Below are 23,409 nucleotides of genomic sequence, written 5' to 3'. Positions count from 1 at the left end.
CAAAATTGAATGACTTGAATTGGGATGACCTGAAGATATTTCGATTGGTGGCATCGCTTGGAAGCCTTTCCAGGGCCGCTGATAAGGCCGGCATTTCTGCAGCAACGGCCGGCCGAAAAGTCCAGAGGCTTGAAGGTCATCTGGGCGCGGATCTCTTCAGCAAGACACATGCGGGATATGAACTGACGCAATTCGGTCAGCAACTTCTGGAACGCACGAGCGCGGTCGCCAGAACCGTCGGGGAATTGAAAGGCTGGCGTGACCGGGTCCTGAACCTGCCTCTTGTCACCATCGCTGCACCGGTGGAAATTCAGTGGATCCTGTATAGAAGATTTCGTGAGCTCTGGAACCCGAGTGACCCGTTTCGCGTGGCCATCGAGGAGTGTGTCGACGCTCACCTTCTATTGCACAACAAGTCTGTTCTGCTGATTACTCCGGACGCGCCGACAACCGGAAACCTGAAGACAGTCCAGATCGGGACGCTGAAGGGGCGGCCATACGTTGCAAAGACTTTCGACCAGAAAACCGACTGCAATTGGATTGGCCTTCATCAACGACCAGGCTCCGTAGCACTTTCGCAACCCACTTCATTTGAAGCTGAAGACTGGGTTACGACATGGGCAGCCTCTTTTGATGGGCTTGTTTCACTGGTTCGTGGAAATACAGGACGGGCGCTGCTCCCCGATTTCATCGGCGTGGAAGACGAGACCCTGGTTTTGGCTGAAGACGACGTTCGTACGTTTGATTGCCCGCTCTATCTGGCAAGTCACGGGGACGCTAGCACCAGGACGGAAATCAGCGTGCTCAAACGCCGATTGAAAAGTCTGCTCTCAACCGTATTGAAATAGCAATACCAGCCTCAACAAATAGGTTCTTGTTTGCTGAGGCTGGTATAACGTCGGCAATGGCGGCCGGTTGAGACCGACCCGGTGTTCCGGGTCGGTTTCGATTGCGGAAACCATCTTTGGTCTGATCAAGCGGCATCTGCCCAAGCGCCAGCCTGAGCGGCTTTCACGGTGAACTCTGAAAAATCTCTCGGCTTTTTGCCGATAGCACGTTCGACCCCATCCGCCAGGTGAGCGTTGCGACCGTCCAGCGTCTCGCGGGCAATGGCTTCAAAGACGTCTGCTATGGCTGGCCCGGCGACTTCTGCGACGCCTGCACGGAAGTCATCGAAGCTGATCGGAATGTGCCGGATTGGGCGACCAAGAGCGGCTCCGAGTTCGTCGGCCATTTGCGAGAAAGTCATCAGGCGTGGGCCGGTCACTTCATAAAGTTCGCCGGAGTGTCGGTCTTCCGTCAGCGCCGCCACGGCAACGTCTGCAATATCGTCAATATCTATGATTGGCTCCAGAACGTCTCCGCCTGGCATAGGCAATACGCCTGCGAGAACTGGTTCACGCAAATAGCCTTCTGAAAAGTTCTGCGCAAACCAGGAAGCGCGGATCAGCGTGTAGTCGACACCGGATGCCTGGACGGCTGCTTCTCCAAGCATTGCGTGGTGTTCACCGCGCCCTGTCAGCATGACGAGGCGTTCGACCCCTGCAGATTTCGCGGCAGCACACAAGGCCTCGACCTTTTCAACGGCACCGGGGACGGCAATGTCGGGAAAATAGGTGACGTAGGCACGGCTGACGTTTTCAAGCACCGGCTTCCATGTTTCTGGATTGTCCCAGTTAAATGGAATGTCGGCGCCACGCGACCCATGCCGGACCGGCAAACCTTTGTGTTTGAGGAGCGACGCGACGCGCGAGCCTGTTTTGCCTGTTGCGCCGATGACGAGAGTTGGTCTTGCCTGCATTTGATATCTCCTTCGCTAGAAGCAATTTTCGAAGGAAGGAATAGGAAAATGGGGCGCCCGGCGTATTGACTTTGCGTGTCACAGTTTTGGCCTGTCATGCCAATTCTAGGCCTGTGCACTCCGGCGGAAGGAAGCGGGGGTTTCTCCTCGCCAACGCTTGAAGGCGCGCGTGAAGGTGCTTTGCTCAGCAAAGCCTGTCAAAAAGGCCACTTCCGCGAGAGCATAATCTGTCCTTAAAAGCAGACGGACGGCGAGTTCCTGGCGGGTTTCATCGACAAGTTCCTGAAAAGCACGCCCCTGGCCTGCGAGACGGCGTTGCAAAGTGCGCGCACTCAGACCCAAGTGTGACGCCACGTCTGCAATAGTTGGAACACCCTGGCTCAAGGCTCGAAGGATCAAGGGGCGTACCCGTTGCTCGATCTCTTCATGGGCGGGCAAAGCCGCGACTTCCTGATCCAGATAGGCGTCGAAAAAAGCGGAAATACTGGTGTCGCCAAGCCGGTTCGGCGCATTCAGGTGTTCAGGCGAAACTTCAATTGCGTCCCGGTCCGAGCTGAAATGAAGTGGACAACCGAAAAATGCGCGGTGCGCCGAAAGGTCATCGGGAGCTGCGTGCTTGAAATAGACAGCCTTGGGCACAAAAGGCTGTACGCTGACCTCGCGGCTTATTTGCGTGATGGCTACGATGGTCTGTTCGTTCGATATGCGCATTCCCAGGCGGCGGTCACCTGTCCGATGCAGCACCATGAAGTGCCTGCCCTCATCTTCTTCAAGCTCATATGTGCTGACACTGGTCAAGACGCGCCCGTAGCGTTCTGAACGCTGGTAGGATCCTCTCAGATCAATAGCTGATTTCCAGGCCAGACCGAAAGCGCCGTAGTCATCGCAGCGCATCGACGAGCCGACACGAATACTGACCGAAGCACCCTCGGGATCTTCCCGGAACACTCTTTCGCAAAGTGCATAATAAGCGTCGTCGGCAATCATGAACTTGGGATCGATCGCGGCATCCGGATCGACTCCGACGGACCGCAACAAGTGATGCCGGTGCCGCGCCTGATCCGCTTTCGAGCGCGATGCGACATCCACGACTTTCTGAACGAATACTGCCGATATTTGACCCATGCCCAAACTATAGGGCAACGAATTGAGAGTTCGAGAGCGAACATGATTGCAGAGATTTGAGGTCAAGGATTGCAGACCTATTGGTTTCCATAGGTTGGCCCTGCCTGAGGGCTTGACTAAGCTGAAATTAGGACTGGGCTGTGCCGTTTATACAGTCCTCAACTGGCTGTTGACTACCTTCTGTCTGCGAGACTAGGCGCATTACAAATTGCTTGGAGATCAACCGCTTTCAGAGCTTCGAGCCTGTTCATTTTTCAATGAAACTGATGGAGGCCCCGAGCCTTGAGATTTTGTTTATTAGGTCTTTTCTTTAGCGTCTTCACCTTGTTTGCGGCACAGGCGCAGGATCCCGATCAGGCACAGCTCGATGAGATTGCCGCCGACATGAAGCGGGTGACCGAAGCCATGATCGACGGCAGTATGTCGATCGAGGAGGCCAGCAAACTGCTTGAAGAGCTGGCGGATCTCGATATCAAGATCCGGACCGGCATTGACATCGCCGCACCAAAAACCGACGAGCCTGAGAGCGAGCCACCGGTATTTGCAACTGGTCTCGGGCTGGATCCGAACATGGGGTCTGTCGTTCCGGCCGGCTCTTTGGTGCGGGTGGAGAACGTACCACTCGACTTTGAAGGCAAGGTCTGGCTTCGGCCTGAGAAGGGGCCGGATCGGGAAATCGGTGGGCAGCCGGACTTCGACCGGCTGGAAATTGATCCGGGGTCCGGCGCGTCTACGTGGCTGATCCGGCTACCGTTCGATGTTCAAGGGGCGGCCTATCTTGATTTTGAGGGACTGGCACATCCCGCAGTAGCATTTGAAGTCACCGGCGCTGAACGCTTGAGCGGGTCCATCGGGGATCGATTGGCAATACTGGACTATCTGCTTCGCTTGCGGCTTTCCCGGCTCGGCTGGACGCAAGAAAAGGCGGTCGCGGTTTTCCAAAAAGAACCTGCGATGCTGCCCGTCGAAGTGTCCCAGCTGGCAATGTACTATTTCGCGATGTTCTCTGATGAGAACCCGATCAATCTTGTGAGCCTGCTGGAAATCGAGCGTGAACTTTCACCGCAACCGGAGCGCTTCGACCAGGATCTGGCACGGCTGTTCGATTTGCATTTTCCAGCAGCTCTTCTGAGAGACCGCGGAGACCTCAATCTGCAGTCCCCTGCAATTCAACATGCATCGATGCGATCGGTCGCCAAAACAAGAGTGTGGCGGGCGTCCACAGGGCCGGAGAAAATTTCCTTCGAGCGACTCTTGGAGATGCTGAAGGACAGGGACCTTAAGGAAACAGACAAGAAAGGCTACGACGCCGTTGGCTCTTCTATTTCTGCGACCGGTGCCGGGGCAATTGCAGGAGGTGGTATTGGTTCGCTGGTGTCTGATGTCCTCTTTTCGGCAGTCAGCAGCAAGCTGCGCGACGAATTGCACAACTTGCCGAAGCATCTTGAAATTAGCGCAGATTTGGAACGAGGTGGACAGCGCAAGATTAATGACAACAGCTGCATGCCGCTGGTTGTGAAGGTCACCGCATATTCCGATCCAAAGATCGACCTCATCTATAGCCAGGGTGGTGCCGGCGCAGAGCTGATGGCGAAAATCATCGTGCCGCTTGTCGAACTCGCGCTTAACCATCCAAAGCTCAAGGGAACGCTTAAGAAGCGTCTCACATCCGCTCGTGCAAACCAGCTGCTGAATGCCGCGGATGGCTTTGAAAAGAAAGTTGGCAGTCCATATGGGCGCATAGAACAGGCCACGAAGGTTCAACTTCTCAATAAGGCAATCAAAGAAGCCCTTTTGGAACTTGAAAAAAGCGGTGGCCCTGCATTCGAAATCCGGCGCACTCCGGCCAGGGTCTGGGGTCCCATTACACTGACACCCGAGCAGATCAGCAAACATGTTGAGCTTCAATCCCATCGGGGCCCCGTGCGCATTGGCAAGGATGGCTGCATTACGGCGTGTTGGCAGGGGAATGATGAGGCTTTTTCGGTCTCTGCGACACTGCGCGTCAACAAAGGGAGTGCGTTCGGCTATGGCTATCGCGTTGCGCCGAGCCTCGCGCGCGGTCAGTTTGCCCCGGCCACCGGTCGTATCAACCTGGAGCAGACGACGGTCGCACCGGGCGGCGGAATGTCAGTCGCATTGGAAATGGACAATGCTCTTCCAGGTACAGTCAAGTTTGGCGTGATTGGCGGCAAAGGCAGTATCGGTCCGGTCGTTGGGCAAACCGGTACCTTCATTGCTCCTGAGACGATTGAGGGGTGTTCGCAACAGATCACTGTGACAGCTCAGTTGGAACAGGACCCAGACAGCATGTGTGCACCTGCTCCGGTTTTCACCCGCACGATTGATGTGCGTGATCCGGATGCACGGGTGTTCATGCCTCAGGAACTGGTTTGTCAGGGCGCAGAATCTTTGCCTTTCTCTGTCGGCAGTCCGAGTGGCGAGGCCGCTTGCTCGGTTGCGGGTGCCGGGTCGGTAAGCGGCTCCGGCAGTGCGTTCACCTACACGTGTGAACCAGGCAGGAAGGCCGCAAGCGTCAGATGTACGGATGCCAAGGGCGGCAATTCAGAGAGCTGCGCTCCTGTCATGAACATTCGCTATGTCAAACAACCTGGCATAGCAGCTGCAGCTTATGTGGCGGCCGGCGCCAGCAATGACGCAAACTGGCAGCCATCGTTTTCCGCAAAACAGCTGCTGAAGCCCCGGCTTCGCGTCCTGGCAGACACGGAGCCGCCGAGACCGGATGAAACGATGATGCCGGGTGGAGACCGGCTTGCGGCGGAATACCGTGAGCCGACAGCCGAAACGGCGGAGCATTTTGAAAGTGTTGTTGCACCAGTTCGCGCGGAAGAAATTTCTCTTTCCCGTTCTGCGCAAAGACGCAATGCCAACTGGCACCATTCGGAACAGAGCAGCAGCACTCTAACGGCCAATTTCTTCAACACGGAAACGCCGGGTCTGTCTGTAAGGGCTTCCATAAAAGAAGACATTCAGACCTTCGAAAGCAACGATGACGCGAAACGCGCGACGGATATACCAAATTCAGAAGTGGATTTTGTGGCCTTTATTCCTATCGACGACGGCGGTCCTGAAATCAATGCAGTTGCCATGCTGAATGGTGAAGTGAGCGGCCGCGCTGGTTCCATTCTGGTTATGGGCTATGCCGATGATCCGGTCGGACTGTCGTTGCTGCCGCTCACAACGGCTGTACGCATCATTCCCTCTACGCAAGATGGGGATCGTGCAGCCCGTTTCGAAAATAGAGTGCTTGGTGGATTGGCACTCGCACCGGCTGCGCCCCACCTCGGTCGAAAGAGAGGCTTGTCAACTTTCGTGATCCCCGAAGCGCCTGTCGGCACGCCACGCGGAATTCTGGTGCAGGTCGAAGGCAACAGCGGTCCGCAGAACGTGACGAAACGCCAACCGGGTGTCTTGAGAAACAGTCCGGCCCTGCTTGGGCGCGGGACCATGATTACTGTTGAGGCCAGAAACTCGATCAACCTCGAGATAGAGCTTTTAGGCGTGTTCAGATCTGAGTGAGTGGTTTGAGCTGCTGCTGCCAGTCTCAGGCTCTTGCCTGCTGCAGCGAAATTGATCACCTGCTCGTGCCTGTGATGTGGCTTCACGAACCGGTAGAAACGACATATGACTTTCGGTGGATTCTGACACACCAAAGGCCGCTCGCCGCTTCTTTTCGACAAAGAGACTGAAGGGACGAACGAGCGTACCGAGACTTGGACACCTGGAATGGCCGACGAAGAAACAATAAGGATTTATGATGACAAGGCAGATGATTACGCCAAGCGTTTCGCTGCGGATGCCCCCAGTGGCTCTTTGTCGAAGTTCATGTCGCATTTGCCGGCCGGGGCGAATGTCCTTGATTGGGGATGCGGTCCGGCGGCGTCATCATTTCACTTGAAGGCCGCTGGCTTTAACCCGGATCCGGTCGATGCTTCCCCGGAGATGGTTGCGATCGCAAATGATAGATTTGGTCTTTCGGCAAGGGTCGGCACGTTTGACGATCCTGTTCCCGAAAAGCGTTATCAAGGCGTGTGGGCGAATTTCAGTCTGTTGCATGCGCCCCGCCGGGACCTTCCGTCGCATTTAACGAAATTGAACAATGCACTCCTTGCAGAAGGCGTTTTTCATATTGGCATGAAACGTGGCAAAGGGGAGAGCAGGGACAGGTTCGGTCGCTTTTATACCTATTATGAGACAACTGAACTTACCGGTCTTCTTGAAGACGCCGGGTTCGAGATCATGCACCAAACGGAGGGCGAAGAGGCCGGATTGGCAGGTAGTGTCGATCCGTTTGTGCTGATCCTGTCGCGAAAAATCTGAGAGAGTCAAAGCTGGCCCTGGAGTGCGGCAGAATTTACACGATCCACTGAAACACATATCCTGCGGCAAGTGATCCGAGAACGGCCAGGATCAGGTATAGCAGGAACGGTTTCAGCTTCAGAATTGGAGCAATTGCCATAGCACCCCAGATGCTGACCACACCGCCGGAGACAAGAAATGCCATGGCTGCGCCGGGCGCCATGCCATTGTCAATCAAACCTCTGGTCAGCGGCAAAGCCGCATATCCATCGATATAAGCCGGTGCACCGACAAAGACAGCTGCAGGGATCGCCCACCATTGGTCTTCGCCGACATAGGCGGCAAGGGCGTCCGGCGTAAGCGCGGCATTCAGAGCGTATTCGGCTGCAAATGCCGGGACAAGACAGATGACGATCAATCGCGACGTTGCCAGAAACTGCGAGGCGAATGAGCTTCTGCGCGAGGGTGACCGCCAGACCCATGGGTCATAACTGGCGTCACCGGCACATCGTTTGGTACTCAGTCTTTGCGCCAGCCCGGTATCGCGCAGCGCAGATTTGGCCCAGGGGCGTTTGGCAAAAAGGGCTGTTGTCGCACCGCCAAACAGTCCCAGGCCAAATGCGGCGACGGTTTTGCCCACCGCAAAGGAGAGCCCGAGTGTCGCAGCAGTCGTGGCAAGCATCGCCGGATCGGTGACCGGAGACGAAAGCCAGAATGCCATGATGGGTGCCAGGGGCACACCAGCGGCAAGCAGGCCCGCCATCATCGGCAGCACCGTCACGCCGCAAACCGGTGTGATTGCCCCGATCAGGGCGGCAGCGAAGATGGTTCTTCCGGTTCTTCCATCGAAAACCCTGGCAATATGGGCATCCGCTCCACTGGCAATGATCCAGGCCGTCAATAAAATTCCCGGAAATACAATTGGGGCGACACTGATCAATCCCCAGGAAACGAAAACGGCCACGTTAAAGGCATGGTCCGGCCAGTTGAAAATCGCGCCGACCAGGATCGCGAGACCGCAACCGTAAACGGCCATGTGCCTTTTTTTGCGGGTCATCGGAACAGCGTGATCGGCCATGTTGAATTCTCCTTTGGCCTTGCAGACTAGGGAATTACTAGGCATATATGAAACGGATAGTTTCAATATCAGGTATTGAAAAAACGAATGCAAAATCTTGACAGCGAATTGCTTCGAACCTTTCTCGCGGTCGCCCATGCGGGCAGCGTGACAGATGGAGCGGAGAAAATTCACCGCTCGCAATCGGCCACCAGCATCCAGATCAAGAGGCTGGAGGAAATCCTTGGTCGGCCCGTCTTTGAGCGACATGGCCGAGGCGTTGTATTGACCGAAACCGGCCGAAAACTCGTGCTTGTCGCTCAGGATGTTACATCGCGACTTGATACGGTTCTGCGGGACCTTACCGATGACAGGATTGAGGGCAAACTTCGCCTTGGTATTCCAGACGATCATGGCCGGGCACGACTGACACGGATTATCGCGGACTTTGCGCGTCTGCATCCGGCAGTGGAGCTCGATGTGACTTGCGCGATCAGCGCGGGGTTTCCAGAGGCGCTGAACAAGAAAGACCTTGATCTGGCTATTTACGAGGTCAGTGCCCCTGGTGCTGGTGAAGAAATTCTGGCCGAGGACCCGACATGCTGGGTCTGTGCACGCGACCATGACTTTTCACGCGACGACGTGCTTCCTGTCGCCTTGTTTGACGTTTCCTGCTGGTGGCGTGATGCTGCTATCAAGTCTCTGGAAGACAGCGGCAAATCCTATCGCATCGCCTATTCCAGCCAAAGCGTTTCTGGCGTTGTCGCCGCAGTCGAAGCGGGGATTGCAATAGGCGTTCTCGGTCGCTCCTCTCTCCATCCAGGACTGAAAGTCGTCAATCAAGCCTACACTCTTGCACTGACGCCGACATCGAAACTGGTCATGGCGTCATCTGACCTTAATGACAGCAAACCGCGCGCAACGATGAAATCCACCATTCGCGCCGCGTTTCTTGATCAAAACTCCTAGAAACCGACCGGTGCGGTCCACTTGCGTGTTTTCAGTCTGAGCTTGAGGTGGTTTCGGACTTGAATTGCCGAACCGTAAGAAGGTGTTTGTGCTCTGCGTATTGTAAGAAATACTAAGAAAAAAGTCCCTAAATTGAAGGATTGCACTCATAAGTTAGTCAAACTGGACGCTTTCTATTTTTGAGGGAGAGTTAGTTTTATTTGTTCCAAGTATTTACACTTAATTTAGGACAATGCCTGCAAGTTCTGCCTGTAGATTCTCTAGGGTGGGCTTCATGCGAAATTTCTTTTCCTCACTGAGCGTTACATCATCTCTGGCTCTGACCAGTGCGACCTTGCTGACGCTTTCAATGTTGATTGTGGGAGCGATCGTTTATCAGGTTGCCTCCAATCAGGCTCAGACGACCGCGATGCAAAAACAGGATGCCAACCTGCGGATTGCTGCCACGATCATGTCGAAAGAAATCGACGGCACGAAACTCGCATGGACGGCAGACGACAAGGTCAAGCGCGTTGAATTGCCGGAGATTCCAGAGTTCTCCGACCACGCGATGATCGATTCCATCGGGAGAATGACGGGTGAAACGGCTACGGTCTTTGCCTGGGATCCTGAGTCACGCGATTTCTGGCGGAAATCGACTAACATTATCAAGGGCGACGGCAATCGGGCTGTCGGAACACCGCTGGGTCAGAACGGTGCCGTTTATCCGGTCGTAACCAACGGAAAGACGTTTCACGGCCAGGCTACGATCCTCGGCAAGGATTATTACACGGTCTATCAGCCGATCTTCACCGCAGGCGGTGACATCATTGGCATTCTCTATGCCGGTGTTCTGAAATCAGCGGTTCAGGCCAATGTGTCGGAGATCATGTCCCGGTTCCTGCTCCTGGCCCTGCCGGTTGTGCTGGTAGCTGTTGGTCTTTTGGTGTTTGTCATTCAGCGCCAGTTGCGCCCAATTGGCCGGCTGACCCATGTGACTGAAGAAATTGCAGCAGACGCCACTGATATGGAGATCCCCTTCACGGATCGTGAAGATCAGATCGGCAAGCTTGCAAATGCGTTGTCAACGCTGCGGGCAAGATCGCGGGAGCGTACCGCGCTGAGCGACCAGCAACAGCATGCAGAAGCTGCTGCGACAGAGCGCCAGAACCAGGTCAATCAGATGGTTGAGCAGTTCCGGGCAAATGTGGCCAGCGTACTTGGTCATGTGAATGAAAATGTTTCACAACTCGACCAGACTGCTGAAAAGTTGTCCAAACTGTCGGAAGAGAGTTCCGGTCGTGCTACCGAGACCCAGTCTTCTGCGGAAGAGACAACAAACAGCGTTCAGATGGTTGCCAGCGCCGCAGAAGAGCTTTCCGCATCCATTTCGGAAATCTCGCGCCAGGTCGCCCAGACAAGCGACGTGGTGGAACGCGCGACCGAGGAAACGCAGAACACCAATTCCAAGGTCGAAGGCCTTGCTGCATCTGCTACCAAAATCGGCGAAGTTGTCACCTTGATTCAAGCAATTGCCGAGCAGACGAACCTTCTTGCCCTCAACGCGACAATCGAGGCCGCCAGAGCTGGTGAGCATGGCAAGGGTTTTGCGGTCGTTGCATCCGAGGTCAAGGAACTGGCGACCCAGACATCGAAAGCCACCGAGGAAATCGGCGCTCAGATCGCCGCTATCCAGGACGCTACCAAGGAGTCTGTCCAGGCCATCACGGGCATTACCGAAATCATGGCCGAGGTGAACACCTATACAAACTCCATTGCAACGGCGGTTCAGGAGCAGGGTTCTGCGACACAGGAAATCACGCAGAACGCTCAGTTGGCGGCCAATGGCACAACATTCGTGTCCAGCTGCATGACGGATCTGTCTGGTGCGGTAAACGAGACTTCCAACTCGGCCAGTGAAGTGCTTCAGGCGTCAGGAAGCCTGTCCAACCGGACTGCGGAACTTGAAACCGAAGTGGACACGTTCCTGAAAAACGTTGCGGCGGCTTAGTTCAGGAAAAAACTGACCTGAGTGCCAGCCGGTCAAACCGGCGGCAAAGGATTGAAACCGGAGGCTACAGCCTCCGGTTTTTTTGTGCCTCGCCGCTTGGCACTTGAAAGGAAAAATCGCGATGTGCCCCTTGAGGCAGCGTTCAGGTCGTTGCCGCTGCCTTTGCCTTTTCCGCCAGTCCTCGCAAGTTGCCGTCGATAATCTTTCCCATCATCATTTTCACCCTGGCATTCCTCAAATGGCACGAACGCGATTGTTGCGGGCGTTGTGTTCCAGTTCAACCAGCCCCAAAAGCTCCATTGTCGGGGTCACATAATTTGCAAAGCGGCCCCTGTACCCCTTGCGCAGTCCATAATATCCGCCAACCGGATTGTCTTCTGACCTCGCCCAGTGCTCCAGCGTTCCCTCCTTGGTTGGTTTGCCCTCGTCGGCGTTGCCGAGCGGCATCCAGTCGCCATGGGCTTTAAGCATGGCATGGGCATCTTCCAGGGCACGTAATCGGTAGGAAAGACGTGTCTTGCCAACCTGCACGACGAGCGCCGGAGGATCCAGTGTTTCGTCTTTCCAGACTTCGAATTCCGAGGAAAGCGGCGGCGTCTTGAGGATCCAGGGATCGTCCTGCGTACCGGATCCATAGGTTACATCAGTCATTGCGCTTCTGCCCTTGTCTTTAGTGCCTCGGCGAACTTGATAAAACTGGGTGTCAGGTCTGGCATTGATTTGGTGATCATGCCGGACATCGGCCCGGTGAAAATCTCTGTCATTGAAAAGGTGCTTCCAGTTGTGGCTAGGGTCACGGTGAAGGTGCGTGTACCGGTAAAAAGCCCAAGCGGCATGCCACCAGTCCAGACCATGCGGTCTGGTGGTTCAAAGGTTTGAACCCTCAGTGCGAATGTTCGCTCCGGTGACACCTCGGATCTGATATTTATTTTTGCACCAGGCGCCATGTTACCTTCAAAATTCAGAAGGCCAAAAGTCTCTGGAGCCCTGGGTAGTTCTTTGGTCAAAATGTGCCAGACAACGTCTGGTGGTGCAGAAATATCGATCTGAGTTTCATAGGTTTTCACGGCGTATCCTCAACTTGACGCCTGAGCCCTAGCATTTCTAATATGACATCTTCTGTCATGTTTGAAAGGCCACATGCGCGCAGCCCGTCTCCTCCAGATCCTGTTGCTGCTCCAAAATCGGGGCAGGCAAACCTCTGTGCAGCTTGCCGATGAATTGGAAGTCGCGCCGCGAACGATCCTCAGGGACGTCGATGCCATGACAGAGGCCGGGTTGCCCATCATCGTCTTTCAGGGCAATCAAGGCGGCATAGAGCTTGGTTTCAACTATCGCACCCGCTTGACTGGACTGGCAGAGGATGAAGCCAAGGCGTTGGGACTTGTTCTCGCCGCGGAAAACCCGATGATTGATGCCTTGGGGTTGAGGCAGGCGGCCAAGCAGGCGCGCGCCAAACTGATCGAGAGTTTCCCGGATCGCACACGCGCGCACATCACGGGGATGACAGCGCGATTCACTCTGGTGCCTGAGATACGCGCCGATGATCCTCGTATCCGCGCGCTGGCTCTGGCCGTGCAGGACTGTAAAACCGTGCGGATCCGTTTCACCACCAAGGCTGAACAGACAATTTATCCAATTGCGATGGAAATGACTTCACAGACCTGGAAGGTGAAGGACGAACTGACCGGATCGTGGATTGAGCAAATCGACTGGGGACGGGTGAATGTCTCTGCAAAGCGCTTTTCGATGGAATAGACTTCAGAGTATGCTCTTTTTACAAAAAAAGGGCCGGAAAATGCAGATCAAGAGACTTAACTTCGCCGAACTAAAAAGGCTTGGCCAGTGTGCACTGCCAATTCGGTTTTGTGCATTTGGCTTGGTTATAGCTCTTTTGGCTTTGCCTGATAGCGCTGCTGCACAAAGTGGCTTTTCCTTTGGTGCCGACAATCAGGGAGCCCCGATCGTGCGCCCAGGCTTTGGTAAAGCCGGGTTAACAGACAAAAATGATCGCCCTGAGCCCGGTACAGCTGGTCGCGGCGACTATGCTGCCTTTCTCGGGCGCCTGTCCATACTTGAACCGGCAAAGGATGCCGGCGGGCTCTGGACCGTTTTCCGGGTGACCCAACTTTTGTGCAACGCGCTTCATACGGGTGAGGCAAGCCTTGCAGAAGTTGCCCCAAAAGGCTTTGTTCTCGCGCGCGCTGACATCCATGAACTCGGGTTTGGAGGGGACAACTGGAACAAGGACTGGTACGCCATCACGGTCACTGGTGACGTTGAAAAGGATGAAGCCGCTGGTCATCCGATTTGGCGGATCAAATATGGCGAAGACGGACGCTTGAGCTCTTGCGGTGTTTCAATAGGTTCCCCGTCAGCTGACCAGGACAGCGACGCGGATGAGGCCACCAGGGAGGGTGCGATCCGGTTCATGTATACCGGGTTGCCGCAATCACTCTTCGGGATCATCACGGAGCCGCGCTTTGCCGGGCTTTATCCTTTGAGCCCTTTTGATGCGATAGAAATGGCGACCCCTTGCGGCGGCAGCTGGTGCCGGATCTCCACCATCTACAATTTTCAGCCTGACTATTGGCAGGTCTCAAGCATCATCAATTTCGGACTTGCCGTGAAGGCGGAATGAGAGGTTTCGTTGACGCGTCTGAGAGCGATCCACTCGTTAGCCTTGCTGGATAAGGTGAAATTTAGGCGAGACTTGCCATGCCCACCTTCGTGAAAGCGCTTGCCAGCTGCGTCCTGCTGCTCCTTCTCGGATCCCATGGGCTTGCCAAAGATCTTTTGACTTCGACTGAAGCCGAAGAGCGGGTAGTAACCAGCTACCTGGAAGGTGAGGCAATTGACTTGCGCGTTCGGCGGGAGCTGACCATCGAACGACCATATGGATGGGTTGTATATGTCGCGCCTGCAAGGTTCCTGGAAACCGGAGACGAGAAAGATCTCGTGCCTGGAATTGGTCCGCTCTATGTCCTGAAGAACGGCACGATCACGCCACTGCCAACCTACTTGCCGCCTGATGCCTCCATCGAGCTGTTTGAAAAATCTCTCAAGTGAAATAGCGATCGAAACCGGCCTGTACGGAGTGTGGAGCGTCCCTTGCAAACCAACGTCGTCGATTGCCCGAACTCTTCCCTCTGATTAGGCTGTCGGAATGAGTCGCATTTTGGAAACGGACCTTTATGGCCCCGTGAAGGACTTCCTCAGCAATCAGGGCTACGAGGTCAAAGGGGAAGTGGGATCAGCAGATGTGGTCGCTTGCCGCGGCGAGGATGAACCAATCATTGTCGAACTCAAGACGGGTTTCACGTTGAGCCTTTTCCATCAGGCGATCGAACGGCAATCGATCACCGATGCTGTTTATGTTGCCGTTGCACGGGGGAAAGGCCGCAGGTTTCAGGCGGCCCTCAAGAGCAATGTCAAACTTGCCCGGCGTTTAGGTGTGGGGCTCATCACTGTGCGGGTGTCGGATGGCCTTGTTGAAGTCCATCTCGATCCGGGGCCCTATGCGCCGCGGAAATCCAAGCCGCGCAAGGCGCGGTTGCTCAGGGAATTCTCGCGCCGCGTCGGTGACCCGAACAAAGGTGGTTCAACGCGCACCACGCTGGTGACCGCCTATCGCCAGGATGCGATGCGCTGCGCCACATTTCTTGCTGCCAATGGGCCGAGCCGAGGTGCGGAAGTTGCGAAATCGACCGGCGTTGAACAGGCAACCAGAATGATGGCGGACGATCACTACGGATGGTTTGAAAGGGTGGAGCGAGGCGTTTATGGGCTAAGCCCGAAAGGCCGGGAGACAGCCGAGAGCTGGCCGAAAGACCATGCGTCCTAGGTCTTGGGGACTATGACGGGCACCCAGTCGGCCGTGCCTTAAAAACCTTCCGCATTTCCTGCGGAATTGCCGGAAGCGATCTGGAGCTATGCCGGTGATTTCAATCTCGCCGCCCAAATCGCAAGGAACAGACCGGCCAGAACGGAAGCGAGCATCAGCGCAAGAAGGGCTCGCGCACTGTCGGTCTCCGGCATCAGAAAACCTGTCATGGCGGTCAGCATAGCACCAGCTGCCACGACCATCGCACCGCTTACACCGGCTGCACTGCCCGCAAGTTCTTTGCGTATCGACATCGCGCCGGTATTGCTGCCTGGCATTGTGATGCCGTTGCCGATGCCTACAAAAATCGTGCTTGCGAAAAACAGCAAGGGTGAGGTGTGGCCTGCACTGAAAAGCACAAGGCCGACCGTAAGACCTGAACAGGCAATCAATCGACCTGCAATCATCATCGTGGTGAGTTTGAACCTCGCGCCGTACCGGCCCGCGATAAAACCGCCAAACATGAAACCCAGTGTGATTGTGCCGATATAGATGCCGAGCTCAGCGGTCGAAACATTGAACGCGGCCATTGCGACGAGAGGCACCCCGGTCAAGAAGACGTAAAACGCACCGACGGTGAATGCGCTGCAAAGTGAATAGGCCCAAAACAGTGGTTCCCGCATGAGCACACTGGTTTTGAGCGGTGCACCATCTGACTGGTTTCGAGTGATCTGTCTTGTTTCACCCAGATCGAACCAGCAGATCACAAAAAGAAGAAATCCGGACGCGGCATAGAACACAAACGTCGCGCGCCACCCAAAAGCTGTATCGAGCAGACCCCCGACCACCGGTCCCAGCATGGGCGCCAGGGCCATTGACATTCCGATATATCCAATCAGGCTGACCGCCTGTCCTTCAGAACGGGTGTCTCGAACGATCGCCATGGATAGCGTGTATCCGGCAGTCACTCCGCCTTGCAGCATTCGAAAAAACAGGAAAGTGCCGATGTCCTGCGACAAGACACAGCCAACAGAAGAAATTGCAAAGACCAAAACGGTGACCAGCAACACCGGGCGCCGACCAATCCGGTCGGACAGGGGACCGACAATCAACTGAACAACAGCAGTAATTGCCAGATAACCGGAAATAGACCAGCTGACTGTGGCGAAATCCGTTTCCAGATCCGCCGCAATACCGGTCAGCGAAGGCATGAACATGTTGAGCGAGAGTGGCGAGAAACCTGTCAACAGGATCAGCGTGAGCAAGTGGGGTGGTGTCTTGATCTTGTTCATGTTGGTTCAGCAATGCCGGAGACATAAAAAACCCCCGAACTCAGCCGGGGGCGCGGGACGACGGACGAAGGAAGCCTTATCGAACCACGCGTTTCACACACACCACGTTGAGGACTGGAAATTTCACGTATTGTCTCCTGTTGAGACAAGGCTAATCACATGTTTGCGCCATTCACAACTGAAAGCTTGTCTGGGCTTTTGGTCTGCTCTCAGTTCTTGGTCTTCTAGAAACATCCATTAGGGCACATCGTGCAATCGGCCGGTTTTCAGAAGATATAAGCAATCGATCAAAAAAGAGGTTGACCCTGACACTAGTGTCAAGCCGCTAGGCCTGTTTGCTCATCAAGGCGAAAACGCATTGCAGACAGGACAAATGAGAAATGAAACAGAACGACATTTGGCGGGATAAGGTCGCAATTGTAACCGGCGGCAGCTCCGGTATTGGCAGAGCAACCGCACTGTCGCTGGTGGACCAAGGGGCAAAGGTGCTGATTACGGGCCGTAACACAGACAGGCTTGCCGAGGTGGCGGGAAGCAGCGATGCAATTGAAACCGTGCAGGCCGACAGCGCCGATTTGGAGAGCGGCGCGCGCATCGTCGCGGCTGCAACCGGCCGGTGGGGTCGTCTTGACCTGATTGTCAACAACTCAGGTGCCGGTCAACCTCTGCCATTGGACGCTTATGACGCAGATGTCATTGCGAATATGTCCGCGGTAAATCTTGTTGCACCGTCTTTGTTGATCAAGGCGGGACATGCAGCTCTGGTCAAAAGCAAGGGAGCGGTGGTGAACATCGGGACAGCGGTCTCTCGCAACGCTGCGCCGATGTTGGCGCACTATGCGGCAACCAAAGCAGCGCTGGAGCATTTGACCGCATCTTGGGCCATGGAACTGGCCGGAGACGGTATTCGGGTGAACGCTGTTGCGCCTGGGCCAGTCAAAAGCGGCGCCTTGACCGGAATGATGGGATTGCCGGAAGAGATGGCTCAACAAATCGAAAAACAGGAAGCTGATCAGGTTCCGCTTGGCCGTAGAGGCGCGGTTGCCGACATTGTGCCGTGGATTTTGCGATTGGGCAGTTCGGAAAACAAATGGCTGACCGGCCAGACATTGACCATCGACGGTGGTTGGAGCTTGCGAACCTAGGTGGCGCATGGATCGGGCGAATGAGGTTCATTCGCCCGGATCACTTGAAGCATGGCACGTACATTGACACATATGTCGGGGTTGTTTGAAAAGGGACTGATATGCAGGCCAAGGAAGCGGCGGAAAGCCTCGGCATTACGCAACGCATGTTGCGTCACTATGAGAATGAGGGCTTGATGGAGGTTGCGCGAGCGGAAAACGGCTACCGGCACTATAGTGCGACCGACCTGCGCCGCGCGGCTCGCATCCGGGACTTTGTGGCAATTGGGTTTTCCACCCGGGAAATCCGCGCAATGCGCGCCTGTTTGTCGGATGAAGGTGCCGGCCCATGTGAAGGCGGCATCGACAAACTGCTGGAAAAGCTTGAGCATATCGATCGGCTCAAGGCCGACCTGGACGAACGCCGTTCTGCGGTTCTCGAACGTCTTCAGGTATTGCGGAAAGGCCTTTCCCTTGCTGACACCCAAAACGAGCCAGCGGTCGCAGTGGCCAACCGTCTTGCTTCCAGATATGGGCATGCTGACACGAGCCATGGCGAGCCGGGGCAAAACCACACAACGCTGGACTGACTGGAAACACTGATTTCCTAAGTAAAATGGACGGTCGTTGATCCGGTGCAAGCGCTTCGGCTTGAAGCCGAAGCGCTGTTCACTCAACGATTGTAAACCGCCGTGATGGTTGAAGATGCGAGGCTGTTGGCATTGACCATGAAGCCTGCCAGTGCATTGCTGACAGAATTGTCCAGGTCCAGTTTCGTGCCCAGTGCGTGAACAGTGAATTGGTAACGATGCACCTCTCCTGGAGGCGGACATGCGCCGCCAAAGCCGGTTGCACCATAGTCGTTGGTCAGCTCGACACTACCTGACGGCAACGTTTCACCTCCCGGCAAACCTGTGACGTCGACCGGTATGTTGAACGCGAACCAGTGCCACCAGCCGGAACCGGTCGGTGCATCCGGGTCGTAGACGGTCACGGCAAAGCTTTCGGTGCCTTCCGGCGCATTGGACCAGGTGAGCGTCGGCGCGGCGTTGCTGCCTTCACAGCCAAATCCCTGGAAGACGTAGTCGTTGCTGAGCTGTTGGCCTTCGGCGATGTCGGGACTGGACAGGGTGAAGCCGTCAGCCAGCGCCGGGCCGGCCATCGTTGCGGCCAAAAGGGCTGGAAGAACCATGTTGCGGATCATGTCGATTTCCTTTCCGGAAAGTTGCGATGTTGATGAGGCCGAACTTAGCCTTCACACCAAACTGACGCTTCCGGTTGGCAATCAGGAAATGTCGAATTTCGATCAATCTGGCGATAATCGGATGTCTTTTGGCTTAATTCCGAATCTTTTTCGAAAAGCATCTGAAAAATGAGACGGCGTTTTGAACCCGCAATCCAGTGCGATCTCGGACACTTGTGCATCCGTCGTCTGCAGAAGACTCAATCCGTGCTCCAGGCGCGTGTGCAGCAGGATCTTTGCAAATCCTTGTCCTGTCGAAGCCAGCCAACGGCGCATTGTTGCTTCGCTCATGGCAAAGTGCTGTGCAACTTCCTTTGCCATCCAGGGGTGGCTCAAATCGGTTTCGATCAGGCTGCGCACCTGACTGATCGGTTCATCATGAACTTGCGTTGGCAACTGAAATCCTTTGCTGCGCAGCCACAACAAAGGTTCAAGCAGGCGATGCTGCCTAATGGTCTCCGGCAGACCTTCATTTGCCAGTGTTTCCTGGATCAAATTCAGGATTTCAGATGGATTGTGGTCCGCAGCACGCACGATCTGAACATCCGAGGCAGCTTTCGACCTTGGCAGATCCGAGAAGACCGCATCGACCAGATCGTGGGTGAAACACACTCCCAAGGCGCGATAATCATCATCCATCACCGGTCGGTTTTCCATAGTGACAATGGATCCTGGCGGGAAGATCATCAGGTCGCCTTCCTCGCCCAGCATCTCACCTTGTTTTGAACTCACGATAAATTTGCTGCCGCGCTGGATAAAGAAGAGAAATGTCAGCCGGAAATAGAGCTCTGTAAAAGTCGCCGTTGTGGCCTGTGTGATCGGGTAGATCGAGACCTTTGGGACTTCGGGCTTGCAGGCATCGCCTGTCTTTTTTCGTCTACTCATCTGTGCGCCTGAAACTCGATTATGCCCCTTGGACTATATCGCAGTTTGTTGGTTTCAGGCGACGTCTCGCAAGGTTGCCGGCAGGCCGTTTGACAAGAGCGCACCACCTCCCGGAGCGACTTCTGTCAGGTTCAGGTTGCGCAAGATCTGTCGCGTGGTCGCCACCGCTGCTGATAGCGTCGGCAATCCGGAAGCGCGTTCGATCATTTCGATTGACGGCAACGATGGCATCTGCACGCAGGCAGAGGCAATGATTGCATCAACACCGCGCACGTCTAACTTGCGCCACAGCTCAGAAGGGGTTGTGGGATCTTGCGACGCGACGTCCAGATTGTCCGGGATTTCCAGTGCCAGGAAGTCCTGCACTTCAATCCCCTCGTTTTCAATGTAATCCACCACCATCCTGGTGAGCGGTTTCATGTAGGGACAAATGATGGAGACCTTCTTTGCGCCCAGCTCCTTCAAGCCGTCGATCAATGCGCCCGCAGAGTTCAAAACGGGTGTCGCGCATCCATTTTCTGCTGCAGCCTTTTCCAGCTTTACGCGTGATTGTCGATGGTAGCCATGACCCATGGACATGATGGCGACAAGGCAAGCGTATGCCTGCACTTCGACCGCAGCATCAGACAGTTCCACAGCGCAGCGCTCGCTGTCGGAATCCATGGCTTCCAGCTCTTCCTTTACGACGCTCTTCATGCGCATCCGGGACGAATGGAAAGTGAAGCGGTCCGGCAGGATCGTTTCGCGCGCTTTCAACAATGCCGGAATCTCGGTTTCCATGGTCACGTTGGAACTGGGAACGATCAAACCAACGCGGCGGTAATGGGTGGCAAAGGACATGGTACTTCCTTTCAAAGACGGAGTTATAGAGCAGGGCCCATGACAGCTTCGGGCAGCCAGGTGGCGATGCCGGGGAAGACGCAAAGCAGCACAATCGCAATCACCATGCAGGCGACGAAAGGCAGTGAGCCGCGCAGGATGGTCTTGAGCGAGATATCGGGAGCGATACCGTTGATCACATAAAGGTTCAGACCGACGGGTGGGGAAATCAGCCCGATCTCCATATTGATGGTCAGGATCACTGCAAACCAGATCGGATCAAATCCCGCCGTTGTGATGATGGGCAAGAGGATCGGTGCGGCCATCAGGATGACGGCAACAGGCGGCAAGAAGAAGCCTGCAATGATGAGGAAGATGTTGATCGCGATCATCAGAACCCACGGGTTCACATCCAGTGTGCCGATCCAGGTCGCGATGCTCTGCGTGATAAAGAGGCTCGACAACATGTATGAAAATACACCTGCCGCCGCAATGATGAACAGGATCATCACGCTCTCTTTTGTGCTGTCCTGCAGGATCATCCAGATCTTGCGAACGTCCCACAATTTGTAGATCGCAATCGCAATTGCGAGACACAAAATAGCGCCGACGGCGGCAGTTTCAGATGGAGTGGCGACGCCGCCATACATCGTGTAGAGCACTCCGACGATGATGGCGATGAACGGCAATACCCTCGGCAGAACTTCAAACTTGGCGCTCCAGGAATAGGTTCGCGCAGTCAGCAATGAGGTGTCGCCAGACCTCCAGGTCGCAAAAAGCGACCAGGCCATGAACAGCCCCACCAACAAGAGCCCTGGAAACACTCCGGCGAGGAAGAGACGGCCAATCGAGGTTTCTGTTGCGATGCCATAGACGATCATCGTGACGGAAGGTGGGATCAGGATGCCAAGCGTGCCTCCTGCTGCGATGGAACCAGTTGCAATACCTTCGGGATAGCCCCGTTTGCGCATCTCTGGGATGCCCATCTTGCCGATGGCAGCACAGGTGGCAGGGCTCGATCCGGACATTGCTGCGAACAGCGCACAGGCGCCCAGGTTCGAAATCACCAGCCCCCCCGGGACACGGGTCAACCACCTTTCCAGAGCTTCGTAGAGGTCCGCTCCGGCGCGTGTCGAGGCGATGGAGGCTCCCATGATGATGAACATCGGGATGGACAAAAGGGCGAAGCTGTCGAGCTTGCCGAAGAAGATTTCCGGCATCAGCTCAAGTGACCGCATTCCATCGAAAACGACCAGAAAACCTGCAGAAACAATCAAAAGCCCTACGGCGACGGACACGCCCGAGAAAAGAACAACGATGGTGAAAACGCCGACCAACGTGCCAAGAATGAGAGGGTCCATGGTTACGCCTCCAGGCCGAATGGTGTCTCTGATTTTGTCAGCAACGCGACCAAATCCGCGAAAAGTTGCAATAGAAGCAGACCAAATCCGATAGGGAGCGACAGATAGGGGATCCATAAGGGAACGGCGGTAACCGTGTCGGAGGTCCAACCGCGCGACAGGGCAAAGTGCCAATACTCGTAGCCAAAAAACAGCATCACCGCAGTAATGATGATAGATCCGCAAAGAGTTAGACACGCCAGGCTGAAACGGGCCCGAGCGCGGAGCGCCATCGGGATCAGATCAACGTTCACGTGACCCCGTTGACATTGCACGAAAGGCAGTCCGACCAGGGTTGCGGCAATGACGAGATAAACGACGATCTCGGTCTGCCAAACTGTTGAACCATTCAAGACAAAGCGAACGAAAATCATTTGGCAGGTCAGGATCACTGCGCCCAGGATCATTGACGCCGACGCCCAGCCAGCAACAGTTGATATTATTTGAACGGTACGGACAAACGGATTTGTGCTTGCGGGCTGCACATAGGTCGAGGGAGCATGGCTAGCCATGTCGCACTTCCTTTCAATCGCGGGGGAAAAGTCGGGGCCTCCGAAAGGATGCCCCGGTATGGCCGGGCATCACTCTACTGCGAGGGCCTTGTCCAGCAGCTCCTGGCCACCTGGAACATCATCAACAAAGGCTTTGTAGGATGTGTTCTGCGCCAGGGCTTGCCAAGCGGCGAAGTCTTCTGCAGTCATTTCCGCGATCTCGACACCTGCTTCCTTAAAGACTTTGGTCGATGCTGCGTCCTGCAGCTTGGCCTGTTCCAGATAGAAAGCCTCGGCCTTTTCCGATGCCGCAAGCAGGGCTGTTTGCTGCTCGGTCTCAAGACCCTCAAAGGTCGATTTGTTCATCAGCAATGGCTGATACAAAAACCATAGAGCGATGTCGGAGGCGGGCGTGTAGCACGAGACCTGTTCAAAGATGCGATACGACACAAACGAAGAAGAAGATGTGTTGGCGGCATCCAAGACACCTGTCTGCATGGCCGAATAGATTTCAGATGACGCCATTGAAGTGATCGATGCACCCGCGCCCACGAGCATTTGTTCGAATGATTTGCCGGCCGCACGCGTTTGCAGGCCTTCAACGTCTTTGGGATTGGTGATGCATTTGTCTTTGCCGACAAAACCACCGGCAAGATATCCATGGACAAGCACCATGACGTCATCTTCGGCCATCTTTTCTTCCAGTGCCGCCATAAAGGGAGACTGGCTCAGACGCGCGGCGTGGTCATGGTTTTTAACAAGGCCGGGCATGAGCGTAAGATTGAACGATGGTTGCTGACCGCCTGCATAAGACAGCGGAAAAACGGCCATGTCCAGTTGGCCGCGAGATAGAGGCCGATACTGCTCCCTGGGTTTGAAGAGCGATTTCGACGGAAAAATCTTAATCTCCAGATCGACATCCGCTGCGGCCACTTCATCTGCAACGATCTGGGCCACCTTGTGACGCACATCGCTCGTTGACCACTGGTGGGACAAACGAAGTTCTTCAGCCTGGGCTGTGCCTCCCAAAAGCATCACGGTCAGCGTCGAAGTTTTCAAAAGATTGTTCA

At 55.2% G+C, this 23,409-nt stretch carries 23 protein-coding genes; 11 read left to right on the top strand and 12 right to left on the bottom strand.

The features are described 5' to 3' along the window. The first annotated feature begins 5 nt into the window (after positions 1-5). Positions 6-848 (top strand): LysR family transcriptional regulator, encoded by an 843-nt coding sequence (locus Q0835_RS09090; protein ID WP_298960445.1) that lies wholly within the window; start codon positions 6-8, stop codon positions 846-848. Positions 849-973: 125 nt separating this feature from the next. Here Q0835_RS09090 and Q0835_RS09085 read toward each other — a convergent pair whose 3' ends face one another. Then, positions 974-1,801, bottom strand: coding sequence for an NAD(P)H-binding protein (locus Q0835_RS09085; RefSeq protein WP_298960443.1), 828 nt, complete (start codon positions 1,799-1,801; stop codon positions 974-976). A gap of 105 nt (positions 1,802-1,906) precedes the next feature. Then, complete coding sequence (locus Q0835_RS09080; RefSeq protein WP_298960440.1) at positions 1,907-2,926, bottom strand: AraC family transcriptional regulator; 1,020 nt, start codon at positions 2,924-2,926, stop codon at positions 1,907-1,909. A gap of 282 nt (positions 2,927-3,208) precedes the next feature. On the opposite strand from Q0835_RS09080, the gene Q0835_RS09075 reads away from it, so the two are divergent. Beyond that, positions 3,209-6,466, top strand: coding sequence for a hypothetical protein (locus Q0835_RS09075; RefSeq protein WP_298960437.1), 3,258 nt, complete (start codon positions 3,209-3,211; stop codon positions 6,464-6,466). A 207-nt stretch (positions 6,467-6,673) separates the two neighbouring features. Next, the gene (locus Q0835_RS09070) at positions 6,674-7,267 is read left to right on the top strand and encodes a class I SAM-dependent methyltransferase (protein WP_298960434.1); all 594 of its coding nucleotides are present in this window, start codon (positions 6,674-6,676) and stop codon (positions 7,265-7,267) included. Between the two features lie 34 nt (positions 7,268-7,301). Here the strand turns inward: Q0835_RS09070 and Q0835_RS09065 are convergent, their stop codons facing one another. Beyond that, on the bottom strand, positions 7,302-8,324 hold the full coding sequence (locus Q0835_RS09065; protein ID WP_298960431.1) for a permease: 1,023 nt from the start codon (positions 8,322-8,324) through the stop codon (positions 7,302-7,304). An 87-nt stretch (positions 8,325-8,411) separates the two neighbouring features. Between Q0835_RS09065 and Q0835_RS09060 the strand changes: the two genes are divergently transcribed. Both Q0835_RS09060 and Q0835_RS09055 read left to right on the top strand, forming a co-directional pair. Beyond that, complete coding sequence (locus Q0835_RS09060) at positions 8,412-9,272, top strand: LysR substrate-binding domain-containing protein (protein ID WP_298960428.1); 861 nt, start codon at positions 8,412-8,414, stop codon at positions 9,270-9,272. Positions 9,273-9,546: 274 nt separating this feature from the next. Then, complete coding sequence (locus Q0835_RS09055) at positions 9,547-11,262, top strand: Cache 3/Cache 2 fusion domain-containing protein (protein ID WP_298960425.1); 1,716 nt, start codon at positions 9,547-9,549, stop codon at positions 11,260-11,262. Between the two features lie 234 nt (positions 11,263-11,496). On the opposite strand, the gene Q0835_RS09050 is transcribed toward Q0835_RS09055, so the two are convergent. Both Q0835_RS09050 and Q0835_RS09045 read right to left on the bottom strand, forming a co-directional pair. Beyond that, on the bottom strand, positions 11,497-11,913 hold the full coding sequence (locus Q0835_RS09050) for a DUF6855 family protein (protein WP_298821250.1): 417 nt from the start codon (positions 11,911-11,913) through the stop codon (positions 11,497-11,499). Beyond that, positions 11,910-12,329 (bottom strand): SRPBCC domain-containing protein, encoded by a 420-nt coding sequence (locus Q0835_RS09045; RefSeq protein ID WP_298960422.1) that lies wholly within the window; start codon positions 12,327-12,329, stop codon positions 11,910-11,912. Before Q0835_RS09045 ends, Q0835_RS09050 begins: the two co-directional genes overlap by 4 nt. Positions 12,330-12,402: 73 nt before the next feature. On the opposite strand from Q0835_RS09045, the gene Q0835_RS09040 reads away from it, so the two are divergent. From Q0835_RS09040 to Q0835_RS09025, 4 genes are all read left to right on the top strand, one after another. Then, positions 12,403-13,020 (top strand): HTH domain-containing protein, encoded by a 618-nt coding sequence (locus tag Q0835_RS09040; protein ID WP_298960419.1) that lies wholly within the window; start codon positions 12,403-12,405, stop codon positions 13,018-13,020. A 208-nt stretch (positions 13,021-13,228) separates the two neighbouring features. Beyond that, a complete protein-coding gene (locus Q0835_RS09035) occupies positions 13,229-13,903 on the top strand; it encodes a hypothetical protein (protein WP_298960416.1) in 675 nt (224 codons plus the stop codon). A gap of 77 nt (positions 13,904-13,980) precedes the next feature. Next, positions 13,981-14,331 (top strand): hypothetical protein, encoded by a 351-nt coding sequence (locus Q0835_RS09030; protein ID WP_298821241.1) that lies wholly within the window; start codon positions 13,981-13,983, stop codon positions 14,329-14,331. Between the two features lie 97 nt (positions 14,332-14,428). Further along, entirely contained in the window at positions 14,429-15,106 is a 678-nt protein-coding gene (locus Q0835_RS09025) for a DUF2161 family putative PD-(D/E)XK-type phosphodiesterase (protein ID WP_298960413.1), read from the top strand. A gap of 86 nt (positions 15,107-15,192) precedes the next feature. Here Q0835_RS09025 and Q0835_RS09020 read toward each other — a convergent pair whose 3' ends face one another. Further along, on the bottom strand, positions 15,193-16,377 hold the full coding sequence (locus Q0835_RS09020) for a multidrug effflux MFS transporter (RefSeq protein WP_298960410.1): 1,185 nt from the start codon (positions 16,375-16,377) through the stop codon (positions 15,193-15,195). 380 nt (positions 16,378-16,757) lie between these two features. Here Q0835_RS09020 and Q0835_RS09015 point away from each other — a divergent pair, with 380 nt between their 5' ends. Continuing rightward, positions 16,758-17,522: an SDR family oxidoreductase gene (locus Q0835_RS09015; protein ID WP_298960407.1), complete on the top strand. Its 765-nt coding sequence runs from the start codon at positions 16,758-16,760 to the stop codon at positions 17,520-17,522. Positions 17,523-17,623: 101 nt separating this feature from the next. Then, positions 17,624-18,091 carry a MerR family transcriptional regulator gene (locus Q0835_RS09010; protein ID WP_298960405.1) on the top strand — a complete coding sequence of 156 codons (468 nt, stop codon included), beginning with the start codon at positions 17,624-17,626 and terminating at the stop codon, positions 18,089-18,091. An 83-nt stretch (positions 18,092-18,174) separates the two neighbouring features. Here the strand turns inward: Q0835_RS09010 and Q0835_RS09005 are convergent, their stop codons facing one another. The 6 genes from Q0835_RS09005 to dctP form a co-directional block, all read right to left on the bottom strand. Beyond that, a complete protein-coding gene (locus Q0835_RS09005; protein ID WP_298960403.1) occupies positions 18,175-18,705 on the bottom strand; it encodes a YbhB/YbcL family Raf kinase inhibitor-like protein in 531 nt (176 codons plus the stop codon). Between the two features lie 102 nt (positions 18,706-18,807). Further along, on the bottom strand, positions 18,808-19,629 hold the full coding sequence (locus tag Q0835_RS09000; RefSeq protein ID WP_298960400.1) for an AraC family transcriptional regulator: 822 nt from the start codon (positions 19,627-19,629) through the stop codon (positions 18,808-18,810). Between the two features lie 54 nt (positions 19,630-19,683). Continuing rightward, entirely contained in the window at positions 19,684-20,469 is a 786-nt protein-coding gene (locus Q0835_RS08995; RefSeq protein ID WP_298960397.1) for an Asp/Glu racemase, read from the bottom strand. A gap of 23 nt (positions 20,470-20,492) precedes the next feature. Beyond that, positions 20,493-21,809 carry a TRAP transporter large permease gene (locus tag Q0835_RS08990; RefSeq protein WP_298960395.1) on the bottom strand — a complete coding sequence of 439 codons (1,317 nt, stop codon included), beginning with the start codon at positions 21,807-21,809 and terminating at the stop codon, positions 20,493-20,495. Between the two features lie 2 nt (positions 21,810-21,811). Then, complete coding sequence (locus tag Q0835_RS08985) at positions 21,812-22,360, bottom strand: TRAP transporter small permease subunit (protein WP_298960393.1); 549 nt, start codon at positions 22,358-22,360, stop codon at positions 21,812-21,814. Between the two features lie 69 nt (positions 22,361-22,429). Continuing rightward, positions 22,430-23,374, bottom strand: coding sequence for a TRAP transporter substrate-binding protein DctP (gene dctP / locus Q0835_RS08980; RefSeq protein WP_298960745.1), 945 nt, complete (start codon positions 23,372-23,374; stop codon positions 22,430-22,432). Positions 23,375-23,409: the final 35 nt, after the last annotated feature.

Source organism: uncultured Roseibium sp., from assembly GCF_947499295.1.
Taxonomy (GTDB): domain Bacteria; phylum Pseudomonadota; class Alphaproteobacteria; order Rhizobiales; family Stappiaceae; genus Roseibium.
This window is presented reverse-complemented; position numbering and strand designations above follow the sequence as displayed.